The 15,483-nt window shown below is 51.7% G+C and carries 14 protein-coding genes; 13 read left to right on the forward strand and 1 reads right to left on the reverse strand.

Going from position 1 to position 15,483, the window contains the following annotated elements:
• Positions 1–32: 32 nt before the first annotated feature.
• Positions 33–1,505 carry a hypothetical protein gene (locus Q0V31_RS12430; protein WP_298188090.1) on the forward strand — a complete coding sequence of 491 codons (1,473 nt, stop codon included), beginning with the start codon at positions 33–35 and terminating at the stop codon, positions 1,503–1,505.
• Between the two features lie 8 nt (positions 1,506–1,513).
• The gene (locus Q0V31_RS12435) at positions 1,514–2,695 is read left to right on the forward strand and encodes a glycosyltransferase family 4 protein (RefSeq protein ID WP_298188091.1); all 1,182 of its coding nucleotides are present in this window, start codon (positions 1,514–1,516) and stop codon (positions 2,693–2,695) included.
• Between the two features lie 169 nt (positions 2,696–2,864).
• Here Q0V31_RS12435 and Q0V31_RS12440 read toward each other — a convergent pair whose 3' ends face one another.
• Positions 2,865–3,215 (reverse strand): hypothetical protein, encoded by a 351-nt coding sequence (locus tag Q0V31_RS12440; RefSeq protein WP_298188092.1) that lies wholly within the window; start codon positions 3,213–3,215, stop codon positions 2,865–2,867.
• 140 nt (positions 3,216–3,355) lie between these two features.
• Between Q0V31_RS12440 and Q0V31_RS12445 the strand changes: the two genes are divergently transcribed.
• The 11 genes from Q0V31_RS12445 to Q0V31_RS12495 all read left to right on the forward strand — a co-directional run bounded on the left by Q0V31_RS12445 (position 3,356) and on the right by Q0V31_RS12495 (position 15,475).
• The gene (locus Q0V31_RS12445; RefSeq protein ID WP_298188093.1) at positions 3,356–4,393 is read left to right on the forward strand and encodes a polysaccharide biosynthesis protein; all 1,038 of its coding nucleotides are present in this window, start codon (positions 3,356–3,358) and stop codon (positions 4,391–4,393) included.
• A gap of 3 nt (positions 4,394–4,396) precedes the next feature.
• Positions 4,397–5,515, forward strand: a complete 1,119-nt coding sequence (locus Q0V31_RS12450) for a capsular polysaccharide biosynthesis protein CapF (protein WP_298188094.1) — start codon at positions 4,397–4,399, stop codon at positions 5,513–5,515.
• 23 nt (positions 5,516–5,538) lie between these two features.
• Positions 5,539–6,672 (forward strand): non-hydrolyzing UDP-N-acetylglucosamine 2-epimerase, encoded by a 1,134-nt coding sequence (gene wecB, locus Q0V31_RS12455; RefSeq protein ID WP_298188095.1) that lies wholly within the window; start codon positions 5,539–5,541, stop codon positions 6,670–6,672.
• 8 nt (positions 6,673–6,680) lie between these two features.
• Positions 6,681–7,937 carry a glycosyltransferase family 4 protein gene (locus tag Q0V31_RS12460; protein WP_298188096.1) on the forward strand — a complete coding sequence of 419 codons (1,257 nt, stop codon included), beginning with the start codon at positions 6,681–6,683 and terminating at the stop codon, positions 7,935–7,937.
• Positions 7,931–8,896 (forward strand): SDR family oxidoreductase, encoded by a 966-nt coding sequence (locus tag Q0V31_RS12465; protein ID WP_298188097.1) that lies wholly within the window; start codon positions 7,931–7,933, stop codon positions 8,894–8,896. Before Q0V31_RS12460 ends, Q0V31_RS12465 begins: the two co-directional genes overlap by 7 nt.
• Positions 8,893–9,912, forward strand: a complete 1,020-nt coding sequence (locus Q0V31_RS12470; RefSeq protein ID WP_298188098.1) for a glycosyltransferase family 4 protein — start codon at positions 8,893–8,895, stop codon at positions 9,910–9,912. The genes Q0V31_RS12465 and Q0V31_RS12470 overlap by 4 nt, the downstream gene beginning before the upstream one ends.
• A gap of 119 nt (positions 9,913–10,031) precedes the next feature.
• On the forward strand, positions 10,032–12,038 hold the full coding sequence (locus Q0V31_RS12475) for a nucleoside-diphosphate sugar epimerase/dehydratase (RefSeq protein WP_298188099.1): 2,007 nt from the start codon (positions 10,032–10,034) through the stop codon (positions 12,036–12,038).
• A 288-nt stretch (positions 12,039–12,326) separates the two neighbouring features.
• Entirely contained in the window at positions 12,327–12,650 is a 324-nt protein-coding gene (locus Q0V31_RS12480) for a helix-hairpin-helix domain-containing protein (RefSeq protein ID WP_298188100.1), read from the forward strand.
• Positions 12,651–12,852: 202 nt separating this feature from the next.
• On the forward strand, positions 12,853–13,659 hold the full coding sequence (locus Q0V31_RS12485) for an SDR family oxidoreductase (RefSeq protein WP_298188101.1): 807 nt from the start codon (positions 12,853–12,855) through the stop codon (positions 13,657–13,659).
• 115 nt (positions 13,660–13,774) lie between these two features.
• Positions 13,775–14,938, forward strand: coding sequence for an MFS transporter (locus tag Q0V31_RS12490; RefSeq protein WP_298188102.1), 1,164 nt, complete (start codon positions 13,775–13,777; stop codon positions 14,936–14,938).
• 108 nt (positions 14,939–15,046) lie between these two features.
• Positions 15,047–15,475, forward strand: a complete 429-nt coding sequence (locus tag Q0V31_RS12495) for a hypothetical protein (RefSeq protein WP_298188103.1) — start codon at positions 15,047–15,049, stop codon at positions 15,473–15,475.
• Positions 15,476–15,483 lie beyond the last annotated feature (8 nt).

Consider the following 15,483-nt stretch of genomic DNA (forward strand, 5'->3'; position numbering starts at 1 on the left):
GCCCAGTCCTCAATTTTATTTTTGGTATAAGAATGGACGCATTAAGTAGAACCACAACGCTCAACCCGCAACTAAAACAGATAGCACTCATTTTGTCTTTATCTTGCTGGTCCATTATTTTTGTTGTCGGGGCTTTTTTGTATCAAGGCTCTTGGTATGTCTACAGTTCTTTTTCTTTCATTTATCTGGCTTTGTTGGTGTCTGGGGTTTTTATAAAAGTAACATATGGGTATACTTTTTTAACGATAATTCTTTGGCTTGGTTTCTGGTTAAAAACAGTAGTCCATCTGATTTTTGACTATCCTTTTGTCGAGCCGACTGGGCTGTTTAACGGTAGCGGACCGGAATGGGATCATGTGTTCATTGTGGCGAGCTTAGGTGCGCTAGGTGTCATTATCGCTCGATTAATATATGGCTGCGTTTTCGGCAAACAGTCAACAATGAGAAGCGATACGCCGATTCTACCTCCAGGCTGGTACAGCCGCTATAGGGTTTATCTGTGGTGTGCTCTGGCTTCATGCATCATTATTTTCGCTGCGCTAAATTTATTTTTTTCATTCCAGCAAATTGGCTTGGTCCCTAAAACAATAATATGGCCTCTCAATGCTCTATTTTATTGGTTGCTGTCTACCGGTTTTGCAATGGTTGTAGCTACGCTTTTATGGTGGGAGTTCTGCTCAAATAACAACAATATAAACACTATTTATTTTCTACTTCTTGAGGGGGTGGCTGCTTCTGTCTCGCTTCTCAGTAGAGGCTTATATATCTTCCATTTCGTACCGTTGTTTTTTGCCTTGTTATTAAATCGAAAGCGCTTAAGCGGTGTGGACATCAAGTGGACTGGTATATTGCTTGCTTCTTTCCTCTTGACGTTTTTGGTATGCTACCCTCTCGTAAATTCGATACGTGATTACCATTATTCTGGAGTTCCTTTAACCATGCCTTTGAATAATGCCGAGTCATGGTCCGATGATGAATCCATGTTAGTGAAGGGGTTCACGAAATTTGCAATGTTTTCCGTAGACCGCTGGGTTGGTCTGGAAGGGTTAATGGCTACATCAGCATACCCAGACAAAAATATTTCTCTTTTTATATCTGCGGCCACGGAAAAAGCTGTAATAGGTAAGGCATCTATATTTCAAGATGTTGCGCTATCGCATTACAGATTTATGGACCTTAGCAAATTTGTATTTGCAAGCCTGCCCGGACCGATTTCATTTTTCTATTTCTCAAACAGTTTGTGGTTCGTGTTTATAGGTATGGGTGTATTGACATTGTTAGTATTAGCCAGCGAGATTTTAATCTATAGGCTCTTGCTAAACCCATTATTGGCTGCGCTATGGGGTAGCATACTTGCAACTTCTTTCGCGCAAATGGGTATAAATGTTCCTGGGCTTATATTTTTCTTGTTTCTCTGCTTTATAGGTTTTTTGACTTTGTATTTAATTCAATGTTCTTTTTTCGTAACTACGCTATTTGCCGGAAAATTTAAGAAATTACAGTAGGTGCCCAATTGGACAAGGTAAAGATACTTACATTTTCTGTCTACTACCTGCCCGGATACAAAGGCGGTGGCCCGGTAAGAACCATTGAGAACATGGTGTCGCACCTTGATCAGGAAATCGAGTTCTGGATTGTCACCCGTGATCGTGACTTGGGTGACACAGTCCCCTACCCGGCTATCAAACGAGGTATATGGCAAAAGGTAGGAGGCGCATACGTTTATTACCTTCCCGCTGAAGCTGTAAACTTCACGGCGGTAGGTGATTTAATAAATAACACGCCCCACGACATTGTTTACCTGAATAGTTTCTTTGACCCTGTATTTACAATTTACCCACTGTTGCATCGTTTTTTTGGAAAATTGAAAAAAAAACCATTTTTACTTGCTCCGCGGGGAGAGTTCGCGATTGCAGCGCTCACCCTGAAAAAATTCAAAAAAACGTGCTATCTCATTGCAAGCCGGTTGCTGTGCCTGACAAAAAATGTGGTGTTTCAGGCATCCAGCGAATATGAGCAAAGCGACATCCAGCGCGCATTGGGTGTCAACATAACCTCGATAATGATTGCCCCAGATCTGCCAAGCCACCACAGTAATGTGTCTTTGGGATTATCCGCATTTGATCTTACGGAGAGAGAAACATTGCGCGTGATCTTTCTGTCAAGAATATCGCCCATGAAAAATCTTGACTTTGCTATTAGGGCATTAATGTCCGTTACTTCTCGGGTTGATTTTGATATATATGGGCCTAAAGAGGATGATTCTTATTGGGTTCTGTGTGAAAAGTTACTTAATCAACTTCCTGAGCATGTTACATACAACTACTGTGGGAATGTACTGCCGCATGATGTAAAGAATATATTCTCTAAGTATGATCTGTTTTTATTCCCTACTCGTGGTGAAAACTATGGACATGTCATCGCTGAGAGTATCAGTGCGGGCACTCCAGTTTTGTTAAGTGATCGTACTCCTTGGCGGACGCTTGAAGAGGATGATCTGGGGTGGGTATTGCCGTTGGAAACTCCCCAATCCTTCGCAGAAAAGATTGACTTTTTTTCAGGTTTGTCTATTCAGCGTCGTCATGCTAAGCGTCGCCATATACTTGAATACGCTAAATCGAAACTTTGCGATCCTGAATCGGTAAGTAAGAGTCGTGATCTCTTTATCGCCTTGGCGGAAAACCGAAAGCAATAACCCAGGTGCGCGTTCCATAGTTATTACCTCCGGCAGGTGAAGTTTTGCGTTTTACACTGGCAGTGTTTTTCTGCACTTCCATGTCGGCAACGCTTCGTAATTTTCTACGCTGTTGGTTTTAGTCAGGCGTTCGAGGATGTGACGCAGTTAAGCGTGCAGCTTTTGGTTATTAGTCTTGACAGTTGAAGTCAGGCTTTAACGTTGGGCGCGGGCAGCCGGAGCAGCTTGGCTGCCCGCGCGATGAATAAGATGCACATGCTGGGTCGTACACTGCGACCTTGATATCCAGATCAACCAAGGCCGCCAGACCATTGAAGAACTGAACTCCGATCCAGTTGAAATAGCTGGAAAGCCCTGGTTTAGCGTTGTGTTTGGTCTTGTATGGAGTGCTGAGTATATTTATTGCGTTGATCTGCTTGATGTTAATAGCGCTGATGGCCACAATTGCATGGCTTGTCAAAAATTTTTTATGGCTATCGACTCTGGGGCGGGTGCTTTTCGAGAGGGTCATTTTTTGCAAGGGTGCCCACTTGTGCAGTCTGCTTTGAGGTTCTTGTATTGATGTTTTTTATTTTAATTAGTATGTTTTCGTAAGTATTCTCGGCGTAAAATTAAATACTATTGTGCTGTCAAGAAAAATATAAGTGTTTGTGAGGGTGTATGAGCTTTAAAGGTAAGGTGCTTTTAATTACCGGCGGTACTGGTTCATTTGGTAATGCTGTTCTTAACCGTTTCCTAGGTGCTGATATTGGCGAAGTCCGTATTTTTAGCCGTGACGAGAAAAAACAAGATGACATGCGTAAGCGCTATGCCAGTACGAAGCTTAAATTTTACATCGGCGATGTTCGCGATTATCAGAGCATTTTGAATGCCACTCGTGGTGTTGATTACATCTTTCATGCAGCTGCGCTCAAGCAAGTGCCGTCTTGTGAGTTCCATCCTATGGAGGCGGTCAAGACTAACGTGCTTGGGACTGAAAATGTGCTCGAGGCTGCGATTCAGAACGAAGTTAAGCGAGTCGTCTGCCTAAGTACGGACAAGGCCGTTTACCCAATCAATGCGATGGGTATTTCCAAGGCGATGATGGAGAAAGTTATGGTGGCAAAGTCGCGTAACGTCGATGACAGTAAAACGGTTATCTGCGGTACTCGTTACGGTAATGTCATGGCGTCTCGTGGATCGGTGATCCCACTGTTTGTCGAGCAGATTCGTGCGGGAACACCGTTGACCCTGACCGACCCTAACATGACCCGTTTTATGATGACGCTGGCCGATGCTGTAGATTTGGTGCAGTACGCCTTCGAGCATGGCAATAATGGCGATATGTTCGTACAGAAGGCCCCGGCCGCTACAGTGGAAGTTTTGGCCAAGGCGCTGACTGCACTGGTTGGTAAGCCTGAACATCCAATTCAAGTGATTGGTACTCGGCATGGTGAGAAGCTCTACGAGGCATTGCTTAGTCGCGAAGAAATGGCCTGTGCCGAGGACCGGGGTGAGTACTTCCGTGTGCCACCAGACCTACGAGACCTGAATTACTCTAAGTTTGTGGAGCAGGGCGAGGAGAAGATTTCCCGCACAGAAGATTACAACTCCCATAACACTGAGCGTTTGGATGTTGAGGGTATGCAGCGCTTGCTCCTTAAGTTGGATTTTATACGCGCCATTCAGCGTGGCGAACACGCTGCTGCTGAGGAATAAGCGATGAAAGTGCTAATCACGGGGGCTGATGGTTTTGTCGGAAAAAACCTGCAGGCTCACCTTGGCGAGCGCAACGACGTTGAGGTGCTGCGCTTCACTCGCGATGACTCAATGTCTATGTTACCGGCATTGGTGGCTGAAGCAGATTTCGTTTTCCACTTGGCAGGGGTCAATCGCCCTGAGGATCCTGATGAATTCAAGCGCGGAAATACAGATCTGACTCATGCGCTCTGTGATGCGATTGTGTCCAGTGGTCGCCAGACTCCGTTGCTGTATACCTCATCCATTCAGGCGGAACGCAACAATCCCTATGGGATTAGCAAGCGTGGTGCTGAAGAAGCCCTTCAAGCGCTGGCTACCCAGCAGGGTTCGCCGGTCCATCTATTTCGGCTGCCGAATGTATTTGGCAAATGGGCGCGCCCCAACTACAACTCGGTGGTTGCGACTTTTTGCTACAACGTTGCGCGTGATTTGCCGTTACAGATCAATGATCCGCAGGCCCGCATTAGCCTTGTGTACATTGACGATGTAATTGAGTGTTTCATTGCCCTAATGGAGGGTAAGCAGATTGGTCAATCCCTCTTAAATGTCTCGCCTGAGTACAGCATTACCGTTGGCGAACTGGCTAAGCAACTTCACACCTTCCGCGACAGTCGTGCGTCGATGATCACCGAGCCAGTTGGTACTGGGTTGGTGAGGGCTTTGTATTCCACTTACCTTAGTTATCTGCCACCCGAGCGCTTCACCTATGAAGTGCCAAAGTACGGCGATCAGCGTGGCGTGTTCGTGGAAATGCTTAAGACTAAAGACTCCGGGCAGTTCTCATACTTTACCGCTCATCCTGGTATCACCCGTGGTGGACATTACCATCACTCCAAGACCGAAAAGTTTCTGGTCATCAAAGGCAAGGCCTGTTTTCGTTTTCGCCAAATTGTATCGGGCGAGTTTTATGAATTGTTCACCGATGGTGAGCAACCGGAAATCGTCGAAACAGTACCCGGCTGGACCCATGACATCACCAATGTTGGCGATGAAGAAATGATTGTGATGCTCTGGGCTAACGAGATTTTCGACCGTGAGCATCCAGACACCTTCACTCGTCCGGTCGGCACCGAAGCCTAAGTCGCTTTGAACAAGGATTTGCAATGAAAAAGCTTAAAATTGTCACCGTGGTCGGCACTCGCCCGGAAATTATTCGCTTGTCGCGGGTCATGGCCAAGCTGGATGAGCATTGTGAGCATGTGCTGGTGCATACCGGTCAGAATTACGACTATGAACTGAACCAGATTTTTTTTGATGATCTGGGTATTCGTAAACCGGATCACTTTCTTAATTCTGCTGGCGCATCAGGTGCCGAGACTATCGGTAATGTAATCATTTCTGTGGATCGTGTGCTGGCTGAGGTGCAACCCGAGGCCTTGTTGGTGTTGGGCGATACCAACAGTTGTATGGCGGTAATTCCAGCCAAGCGTCGCAAGATCCCGATTTTTCATATGGAAGCTGGCAACCGCTGCTTCGATATGCGCGTGCCAGAAGAAGTTAACCGCCGGATCGTCGATCACACCGCTGATATTAATCTGACCTACAGCACTATTGCGCGTGATTATCTACTGCGTGAGGGTCTGCCACCAGAGATGGTGATCAAGACCGGTAGCCCGATGTTTGAGGTGCTGAACCACTATCGTGATGGCATCGAGGCCTCGGATGTACTCGCGCGCTTGGGGCTGGAAGCAGGGAAGTTCTTTGTAGTCAGTGCCCACCGCGAAGAAAATATCGATTCCGACCAGAACTTCCTCAAGTTGGTCGATGTACTCAATACCGTGGCTGCGCATTACGGCTATCCGGTGATTATCTCCACCCATCCACGTACACAAAAGCGCGTGGATGCTATGGGTGTGCAGTTTCATGAAAACGTTCGCCTGCTCAAACCGCTAGGGTTTAAGGACTACAACAAGCTGCAACTCACTGCTAAAGCGGTGCTGTCGGACAGTGGCACCATTAACGAGGAGTCCTCGATCCTCAACTTTCCGGCATTGAATATCCGTGAGGCTCATGAGCGCCCGGAAGGTATGGAAGAGGCCGCGGTAATGATGGTCGGCCTAGAGGTCGAGCGTGTTATGCAGGCGCTGCAGATTCTGGAAAGCCAAGCCCGTGGTGAAGAGCGAAGTCTGCGCCTGGTTGGCGACTACAGCATGCCCAACGTGGCCGACAAGGTAGTGCGCATCGTGCACAGTTATCGTGATTATGTGATGCGTACTGTATGGAAACAGAGTAACTGAGCCTTTATATGCCTGAGCAAAAGTTGAAGGTTCTGATCGTTAGCCAGTATTTCTGGCCAGAGAACATGCGAGTCAATGATCTTGCTGAGGGATTGGTTCAGCGTGGCCACGAAGTCACGGTATTGACTGGCTTGCCCAATTATCCGGAAGGGCGCGTATTTGAGGATTACCGCCGGTCGCCTGATCAGTACGCCGAGTATTGTGGTGCAAAGGTTGTACGAGTGCCGTTCATTGCGCGTGGTAAACGCAGCCTCACTCTCATCCTGAACTACGTGTCGTTCTTCGTTAGCGGTTCTGTGTTGGGCTGTTGGAAGTTGCGCGGAGAAGAATTCGACGCGATTTTTGTCTATGCGGTATCGCCGATCATGTCGGCTATTCCCGCGTTGGTGATCGGCAAGTTTAAGCGGGTGCCTGTGTTTATCTGGATTTTGGATCTGTGGCCCGAGACATTAAAGGCGGTTGGAGTATTGAGCAATGCACGCCTGCTCGCTCTAGTGGGTAAAGGGGTGTCCTGGATCTATAACAGGGCCGACTATTTGCTCCTCCAATCGAAAGCTTTTAGCTCCAGTGTGACGAAGTACTGTACGCGGGAGATGCCTCCCGAGCGCCTCGTGTATTTCCCAAGCTGGGCCGAAGATGGCTTTTCTAGTTTTCCGGCAAAAGGATCGCCTCTGATCAAACGTGATCCGCAGTCTTTTACCATTCTGTTTGCCGGCAACTTGGGTGAGGCGCAGGATTTTCCCGCCATTCTCGATGTTGCCGAGGCTTTGCGCGGTAAGTTGACCATACGTTGGGTGATCGTGGGCGACGGCAGAATGAGTGAGTGGCTAGAGCAGCAGGTCGCCAAACGGGGATTGGACAATGTGTTTCTGTTGGGACGCCATCCTCTCGACACCATGCCTCCTCTTTTTGCGACGGCAGATGCATTGTTGGTCTCACTGAAAACTAACGAAGTATTCGAAAAAACCATCCCCGGCAAGGTACAGGCCTACTTGGCTTCCGGTAAGCCGATCCTGGGAATGATCGATGGAGAAGCGGCCCGTGTCATTGAGGAGGCTGGTGCCGGTCTTGCCTGCTCTTCAGGTGATCGTCAGGCGTTCGCAAGTATTGTCGAGCAGATGGCGCTCATGAACTCGCCGCAGCGCGAAGCGATGGGGGCGTTAGGTAAACATTACTATGAAGAGCATTTCTCCAAGGGAAAACTCTTCTCGATTCTGGTGAGTTTGTTTCGTCAGGCCACTCGCAGGGACGGCAAACCATGCTGAAGAAAGTGCTATTGACTGGTGGTACTGGGTTTGTCGGACGATCCGTACTTAACCGTCTTTGCAGGGATGGTATGCAGGTACTCGTCTGTTCGAGAGCTGAGACGATGAGTGTTCCACGCGGCGTTAGGCACCTGTTCGTGGCTGGACTCGACTCCAATACAGGCTGGGAACTTGCACTCGACGGGGTTGAGGCGGTTATTCACAGTGCTGCTCGCGTCCATGTCATGCACGATGAGTCGTTCGACCCATTTGCCGAGTTTCGCAAGGTAAACGTTGAGGGCACGTTGAACCTTGCTCGCCAGGCTGCAGATTCGGGTGTGCGCCGTTTTATCTTTATCAGCTCAATTAAGGTCAACGGTGAGGGCGCGCCGCTAGGGGTTCCCTATTGCGCCGATACTCAACCGCTGCCGGTGGACCCGTACGGTATTTCCAAGATGGAAGCCGAACAGGGTTTGCGCGCATTGGCAGATGAAACTGGGATGGAAGTAGTGATTATCCGGCCTGTGCTGGTTTATGGGCCGGGGGTGAAAGCTAACTTTCTGAGCATGATGTGTTGGTTGAACAAGGGTGTGCCGTTGCCTTTTGGGGCGATAGATAACCGGCGCAGCCTGGTTGCCCTGGATAATTTGGTCGATCTGATCGTGACCTGCATTGATCATCCAGCCGCCGCGAATCAGACCTTTCTGATCAGTGATGGTGAGGATCTTTCGACTACCGAGTTGTTGCGCAGAATGGGTACTGCCTTGGGCAAGCCAGCCCGATTATTGCCGGTGCCTAGTCGGCTGATTGAGGTGGGTGCGGCAATGTTGGGTAAGCAAGCGCTTGCCCAAAGGCTGTGCGGCTCCCTGCAAGTCGATATCAGTAAAACCCGTGAGCTACTCAACTGGACACCGCCTGTCAGCGTCGATGAGGCGTTGCGTAAGACGGCCAAGCATTTTCTGGAACAGCAAAGCAAATGAGTATCTGGTGGTTATTGCCGGCAGTGGTCGGCGTTGCGCTTTTTATGACTGGCGCCTTGCGTCGGTATGCCTTAGTTCGCAGCTTGATCGATATACCTAATGCCCGTAGCTCGCACACGGTGCCTACTCCGCGTGGTGGTGGCGTGGCGATAGTTGTGAGCTTTCTGTTGGCTCTGCCCTTACTGGCTGCTATGGGCTTGATTGCTTGGCCTCTGGCATGGGCATTGTTGGGCTCAGGTGGCAGTATTGCGGTACTGGGTTTTCTCGATGACCATGGTCATATTGCCGCCCGCTGGCGTTTGCTCGGGCATTTTGCGGCGGCTATCTGGGCATTGTTCTGGCTGAACGGTCTACCACCAATTGATGCTTTGGGTTTCAGCCTTGTTCTGGGTTGGGTAGGTCATGTGCTGGCTGCGGTGTATCTGGTTTGGCTGCTCAATCTGTACAACTTTATGGACGGCATCGACGGGATTGCCAGTGTCGAGGCGATTTGTGTTTGTTTGGGTGGAGCCTTGTTGGGTATCGCCGGCTCAAGCCAACCTACGGAGTTCGTTGCGCCTTTGCTTTTGGCTGCAGCTGTTGCGGGGTTTCTTTTTTGGAACTTTCCACCGGCGCGGATTTTTATGGGCGATGCGGGTAGTGGCTTTCTAGGTATCACCCTGGGCGTGCTGTCGTTGCAGGCGGCTTGGGTCGCGCCGCAGTTTTTATGGAGTTGGTTGATCCTGCTTGGGGTGTTTATCGTCGATGCCACCTTCACCTTGCTGCGCCGTTTGATGCGTGGCGATAAGGTCTATGAGGCTCATCGAAGTCATGCATATCAGTATGCGTCGCGGCGGTTTGGCCGGCACTTGCCGGTGACGCTGGCGGTTGCAGCGCTTAATCTGTTCTGGCTGCTGCCCATTGCGCTTTGGGTTGGTTGGGGTGGGCTGGATGGTTTAGTTGGTCTGGTCATCGCCTATGCTCCGCTGATTGGCTTGGCGGTGAAGTACAAGGCGGGCGAGTTGGAGTCGCGTTAAGTGCTCTTTCTTTGGCTGTTTATCGACTCTGATTGGTTATATAGCTGCGCTTGGCCATTCATCGCAGCATAGGATGTAGTCATTGGTTCTTGTCCAGTTTGAGAAGTTGAGGGCGTGTTGTGTTAAGACTTGCTGAAAAGTTGCGCAGTCGTCTGGTGAGTTTGCCACGACGTCAGAAGCGGCTGATTCAGGTCGCCATGGATGTGGTGCTTGTCTGGAGTGCGCTTTGGTTGGCCTTTGTGGTGCGTCTGGGTGATAGCAAGGCTGTCGAGCCCTTGGCTGGGCATGCTTGGTTATTTGCGTTGGCACCGGTCATCGCTATACCGCTGTTTGTCCGCTTCGGCATGTACCGCGCCGTGATGCGCTATTTCGGTAACGATGCACTGCTGGCCATTGGCAAGGCCGTTACGCTGTCGGCGTTAATACTGGCGCTGGCAGTGTATTGGTATCAGGGAGCACCCAAGCTCGTGCCGCGCTCGATGGTGCTCAACTATTGGTGGCTGAGCCTGGTGTTGCTCGGTGGGCTGCGCTTGTTGATGCGCCAGTATTTTATGGGAGATTGGTTTTCCGCCGAGCAACCGAGCAGGCTGCAAGGAAGTGAGCGCGGTTTGCCGAAAGTGGCTATTTATGGCGCAGGCGCTGCGGGTAACCAACTTATTGCGGCCTTGCGGCTTGGGCGTGCTATGCGCCCGGTGGCCTTTATTGATGATGACTCAGGTATCGCCAATCGCAGCATTGCCGGGCTACGGGTTTACACCTCTAAACACATCCAGCAGATGATCAACGAAACCGGTGCCAATGAAATTTTGTTGGCGCTGCCTTCCGCATCACGCTCGCGCAGGCGTGAAATTCTTGAAGCCCTAGAAAAATATCCCCTGCATGTGCGCAGCATTCCCGGCTTTATGGATTTAGCCAGCGGCCGAGTTAAGGTCGAGGATGTGCAGGAAGTCGATATCGCCGACTTGCTCGGGCGCGATGCGGTGCCGCCGGAGCAGGTATTGTTTGAGCGGTGTATTCGTGGACAGGTGGTGGCGGTCACTGGCGCTGGCGGCTCGATTGGCGCGGAGTTGTGCCGGCAGATAATGCTTAACGAGCCCGCAACGCTGCTGTTGTTCGAGCACAGTGAATTCAACCTTTACAGTATTCACAGTGAGCTGCAGGCGCGTATCAAGCGTGAGTCGTTGCCGCTTCGCTTGGTGCCGATTCTTGGCTCGATTCGCAATGCCGGTCGGTTACTGGACGTGATGCAAACCTGGAAGGTGGATACCGTCTATCACGCTGCCGCCTATAAGCATGTGCCGATGGTCGAGCACAACATTGCCGAAGGCGTGCTGAATAACCTAGTGGGTACGCTGAACACCGCGCAGGCGGCGATCAGGGCAGGGGTGAGCAATTTTGTCCTGATCTCCACTGACAAAGCCGTGCGGCCCACCAATGTTATGGGCAGCACTAAGCGTTTAGCCGAGATGGTGCTGCAGGCGCTTAGCCGCGAGGCTGCGCCCGTATTGTTCGATGATGACAAGGCGCTACGCCAGTTAAACAAGACGCGCTTCACCATGGTGCGTTTTGGCAATGTGTTGGGCTCATCCGGCTCGGTAATCCCGCTGTTCCACGAGCAGATTCGTAAAGGTGGGCCGGTTACGGTCACCCATCCCAATATCACCCGTTACTTTATGACTATCCCGGAAGCGGCGCAGTTGGTGATCCAGGCGGGTGCCATGGGGGAAGGTGGTGATGTGTTCGTGCTGGATATGGGCGAGCCGGTCAAAATTGCTGAGCTGGCGGAAAAGATGATCCATCTCAGTGGCTTGAGCGTGCGTTCTGATAGAGCGCCTCACGGTGATATTGCCATCGAGTTTAGTGGTCTGCGTCCAGGCGAGAAACTCTATGAAGAGTTGCTGATTGGTGACAACGTCAGCCCGACTGAGCATCCGATGATCATGCGGGCCAATGAAGAGCACCTGCCTTGGGACGTGTTCAAGGTCCGCTTGACTGAGTTGCTGGATGCCGTTGAGCGCGATGATTATGATCGCGTGCGTCAGCTATTGCGCGAGACGGTGAGTGGCTACAAGCCCGAAGGCGAAATTGTCGACTGGATTCATCAGCAGCGCCGAATAGAGCCATAACGAAATACTCACAGATACCTTGTGTTCAATTTGCAAGATCGGCCGTGACAACGTTCAATGACGGTTCATAGTTGCTGTTGGCGATGGAGGCTTCCCCGAATTCGCGGGCTGCAATCGAGTTATGCTCCTGCTCATGCAGCACGTGGATGCTGTTTGAAAGCGTCATGAGTCGCAAAGTAAAAAATTTCTGTCTGAGTGGTTTGACAGTTGTGTAACAGCGTCTAGTTTTGAGAAAGCGTGGAGCGGGATGTCCCACGCGTTTCTATAAAACTACGGAAGGACGCGCACATGCTGAACGCTAAAATAGCTTCTCTGCTGTTTGCTTTGCTGGCTTCTTTCTCGCTCACGGTCTCGGCTGCGGAGGTGTCCAGCCCCGCTGGCGCTGAAGCACAGAGCTTTGAAGTCGCCACTGTCAGCAAGATTAATCTCAATACTGCCGATGCTGCCACTTTACAGCGTGAGTTGTTGGGTATTGGTGCGGTTAAGGCGCAGGCCATTGTGGCTTATCGTGAGGAACACGGTGACTTTGCTTCGGTGGATGAGTTGCTGGAAGTTAAAGGGATAGGCGAAGCAACCTTGGCAAAGAATCGCGCTAAGTTAAGTACCAACTAACGCGCTAAGTTGTCATGAGCAAGAAAGCCGGTGAACTACCGGCTTTTTTATGCGCGCAGCTTTTTGCTTTTTGTTTTGCTTCGGGGTGACGTCCGTGAGTTGAGCTTAGGCTGCCTTATTCAGATTGCTGATGGTATGCGGGCTGGACAATTTCCCCAGCTACACTCGGCCCATCAATCACAGCAGCAAAGGCAGCTTTTCTATGCAAAATCGCATAATGATCACCGGCGCAGGTTCGGGTTTGGGGCGTGAGATTGCCCTGCGCTGGGCGCGCGAGGGCTGGCAGTTGGCGCTTTCTGATGTCAATGAACCGGGCCTGGCAGAAACGCTGCAGATGGTGCGTGAGGCTGGCGGTGATGGTTTCACCCAGCGTTGTGATGTACGTGATTACAGCCAATTGACTGCGTTTGCTCAGGCCTGTGAGGAGAAGCTCGGCGGTATTGATGTGATCGTTAATAACGCCGGTGTTGCCTCGGGCGGTTTTTTCAGTGAGCTGTCGCTGGAAGATTGGGACTGGCAGATCGCGATCAACCTGATGGGCGTGGTTAAGGGCTGTAAGGCCTTCTTACCACTGCTGGAAAAAAGCAAAGGCAAAATCGTCAACATCGCTTCCATGGCGGCCTTGATGCAGGGCCCGGCGATGAGCAACTACAACGTGGCCAAGGCGGGTGTGGTGGCGCTTTCGGAAAGCCTGTTGATCGAGTTGAAGATGCACGAGGTTGGCGTGCATGTGGTGTGCCCCTCGTTCTTCCAGACCAACCTGCTGGACTCCTTCCGCGGCCCGACGCCGGCGATGAAGGCGCAGGTCGGGAAATTACTGGAAAGTTCGCCGATCAGTGCTGCGGATATTGCCGATTACATTTACCAAGAGATCGCTAAAGGTGAGTTTATGATTCTGCCCCATGAGCAGGGCCGCATGGCTTGGGCGTTGAAGCAGAAGAACCCGCAGTTGCTGTACAACGAAATGAGCACTATGGCCGATAAAATGCGCGCGCCGCGCAGTAAGTGATCATGCATTGCTGATTTAACGGTCAGCTTTATTGCCGTTCGGGCTTGTTTGCGTTGGGCTGGCGCTCTAAGGTTTGCGGTCATGTCGGCATGGCCGCGAAACTGATGGATTTTCTGTGAAACCTTTCCCCCGGGCCTTGCTGTTGCTGGCCCTTGTTCTGGCGGCAATTAACTTGCGGCCCGGCATCACCTCTCTGGCTCCACTGATCGAGCGAATTGCCACAGAGCTGGCCCTCAGCCGCAGCCTGATCAGCCTTACCACTGCGCTACCGGTGTTGTGCATGGGCCTGTTGGCACCTTTCGCGCCACGCTTGGCGATACGCCTGGGCCTTGAACGCACGATCGCCTTCTGCATGGCGCTGATTGTGCTGGCGCTAGTGCTGCGTGTAATGGCTCACAGCAGTGTGATTCTGATTGGCAGTGCGGTGCTCTTGGGGGCCGGGATTGCGGTCGCTGGGCCGTTACTTTCAGGTTTTATCAAACGCTATTTTGCCGGGCGCATGGGCAGTGTCGTCGGCTGGTACTCACTGAGTATGGCGATTGGCGGCGCCGCTGGTGCGGTGCTGACAGTGCCGGCTACGCAGGTGTTGGGTGGCGACTGGACTTGGGGCTTGGCCGTTTGGGCGGTGCCGGCCTTAGTGGGCTTGATGTTGTGGCTGTGCCTGCCCAATCGGATTGAGGCCGACACTGAAGTGGCAGGCGGCTTACCCTGGCGGCAACCGCGCGCCTGGCTGATCAGTGGATTCTTTGCCCTTCAGGCCGGGTTGTTCTATGCCCTCGCTACCTGGGCGGTTGCGCGTTATCACGAGGCGGGCTTGAGTCTGATCCACAGTAACAGCCTGTTCAGTGTGTCGATGCTGATGGGTTTGCCCAGCTCGTTCCTGTTGCCTTGGTTGGCGCAGCGCTTTCAGAACCGCTACGCGCTGCTGATGGGCTGCGGGCTGTTGGCGTCGATCAGTTTGATGATGATCACCTTTCAGCCCACCGTGCTGCCTGAGTTGTGGGCGGTGACTATCGGTTTCGGTCTGGGCGGCTCCTTTGCCTTGTCATTGGTGTTGCCGCTGTATGAGGCTGCATCGCCTCTGGCAGTCAGTCGTTGGACCGCGATGATGCTGTGCATGGGCTACAGCCTGGCTTGTTTAACGCCCGTGTTGACGGGTTTGGCGCGGGATCTGGCGGGTAATTATCAACTACCGTTTATGGTGCTGACGGCCCTTGCACTGGTTATGACGCTGCTGGCCTGGGTGCTTGGGCGCGGCTCAGTACGTGCCTCTAGCTAAGGTCAGCTGAGCGTTGTTTTTGGTGCGATGACGCTTAATTAGCCCGCGTTCCTTCCTTGGCCTTTGCGGCTGTGATAGAAGGCAGCCTTGATTTGCTGGAGTGCCCGCGTGGAGTCCGAGTCCATCGTTTATGGTTGTATCCGTGACTGGCCGTCGGACAGTCCGGCAGAAAGCCGTTTGCGCCGTGAAATCAATCAGCAGGTGCTTGCCGACCTGCCGGCGGGCGATGCCTGGAGCTTGCTTGGACGAGAGATGTTCGCCTGTTGCGAACAGCCGGGCGATGGCTTGTACCAGACCCAGGTGATCCACTTCGGAGCCAGCTACCGTACTGTGGAGTATGAGTGGAGCCTGTGGATTCAACAGTTCGAAGCGCTGCTTAAGCGTCTGTATTGGGCCAGTGCAGTGGTGCATCTAGAGACCGAACTGAACGGCACGCACACCTTTCGTTGGGAGTCAGATAACGGCTTTCATAGCCCGCAAGAAGGTGAGTTGCGCGTGCGCTGTGCGTGGGAACGTGAGGGCGGCCTGCGCGGCTAGCGCAGGAT

Origin of the sequence: uncultured Pseudomonas sp., from assembly GCF_943846705.1 — a bacterium.
Classification (GTDB): Bacteria; Pseudomonadota; Gammaproteobacteria; order Pseudomonadales; family Pseudomonadaceae; genus Aquipseudomonas.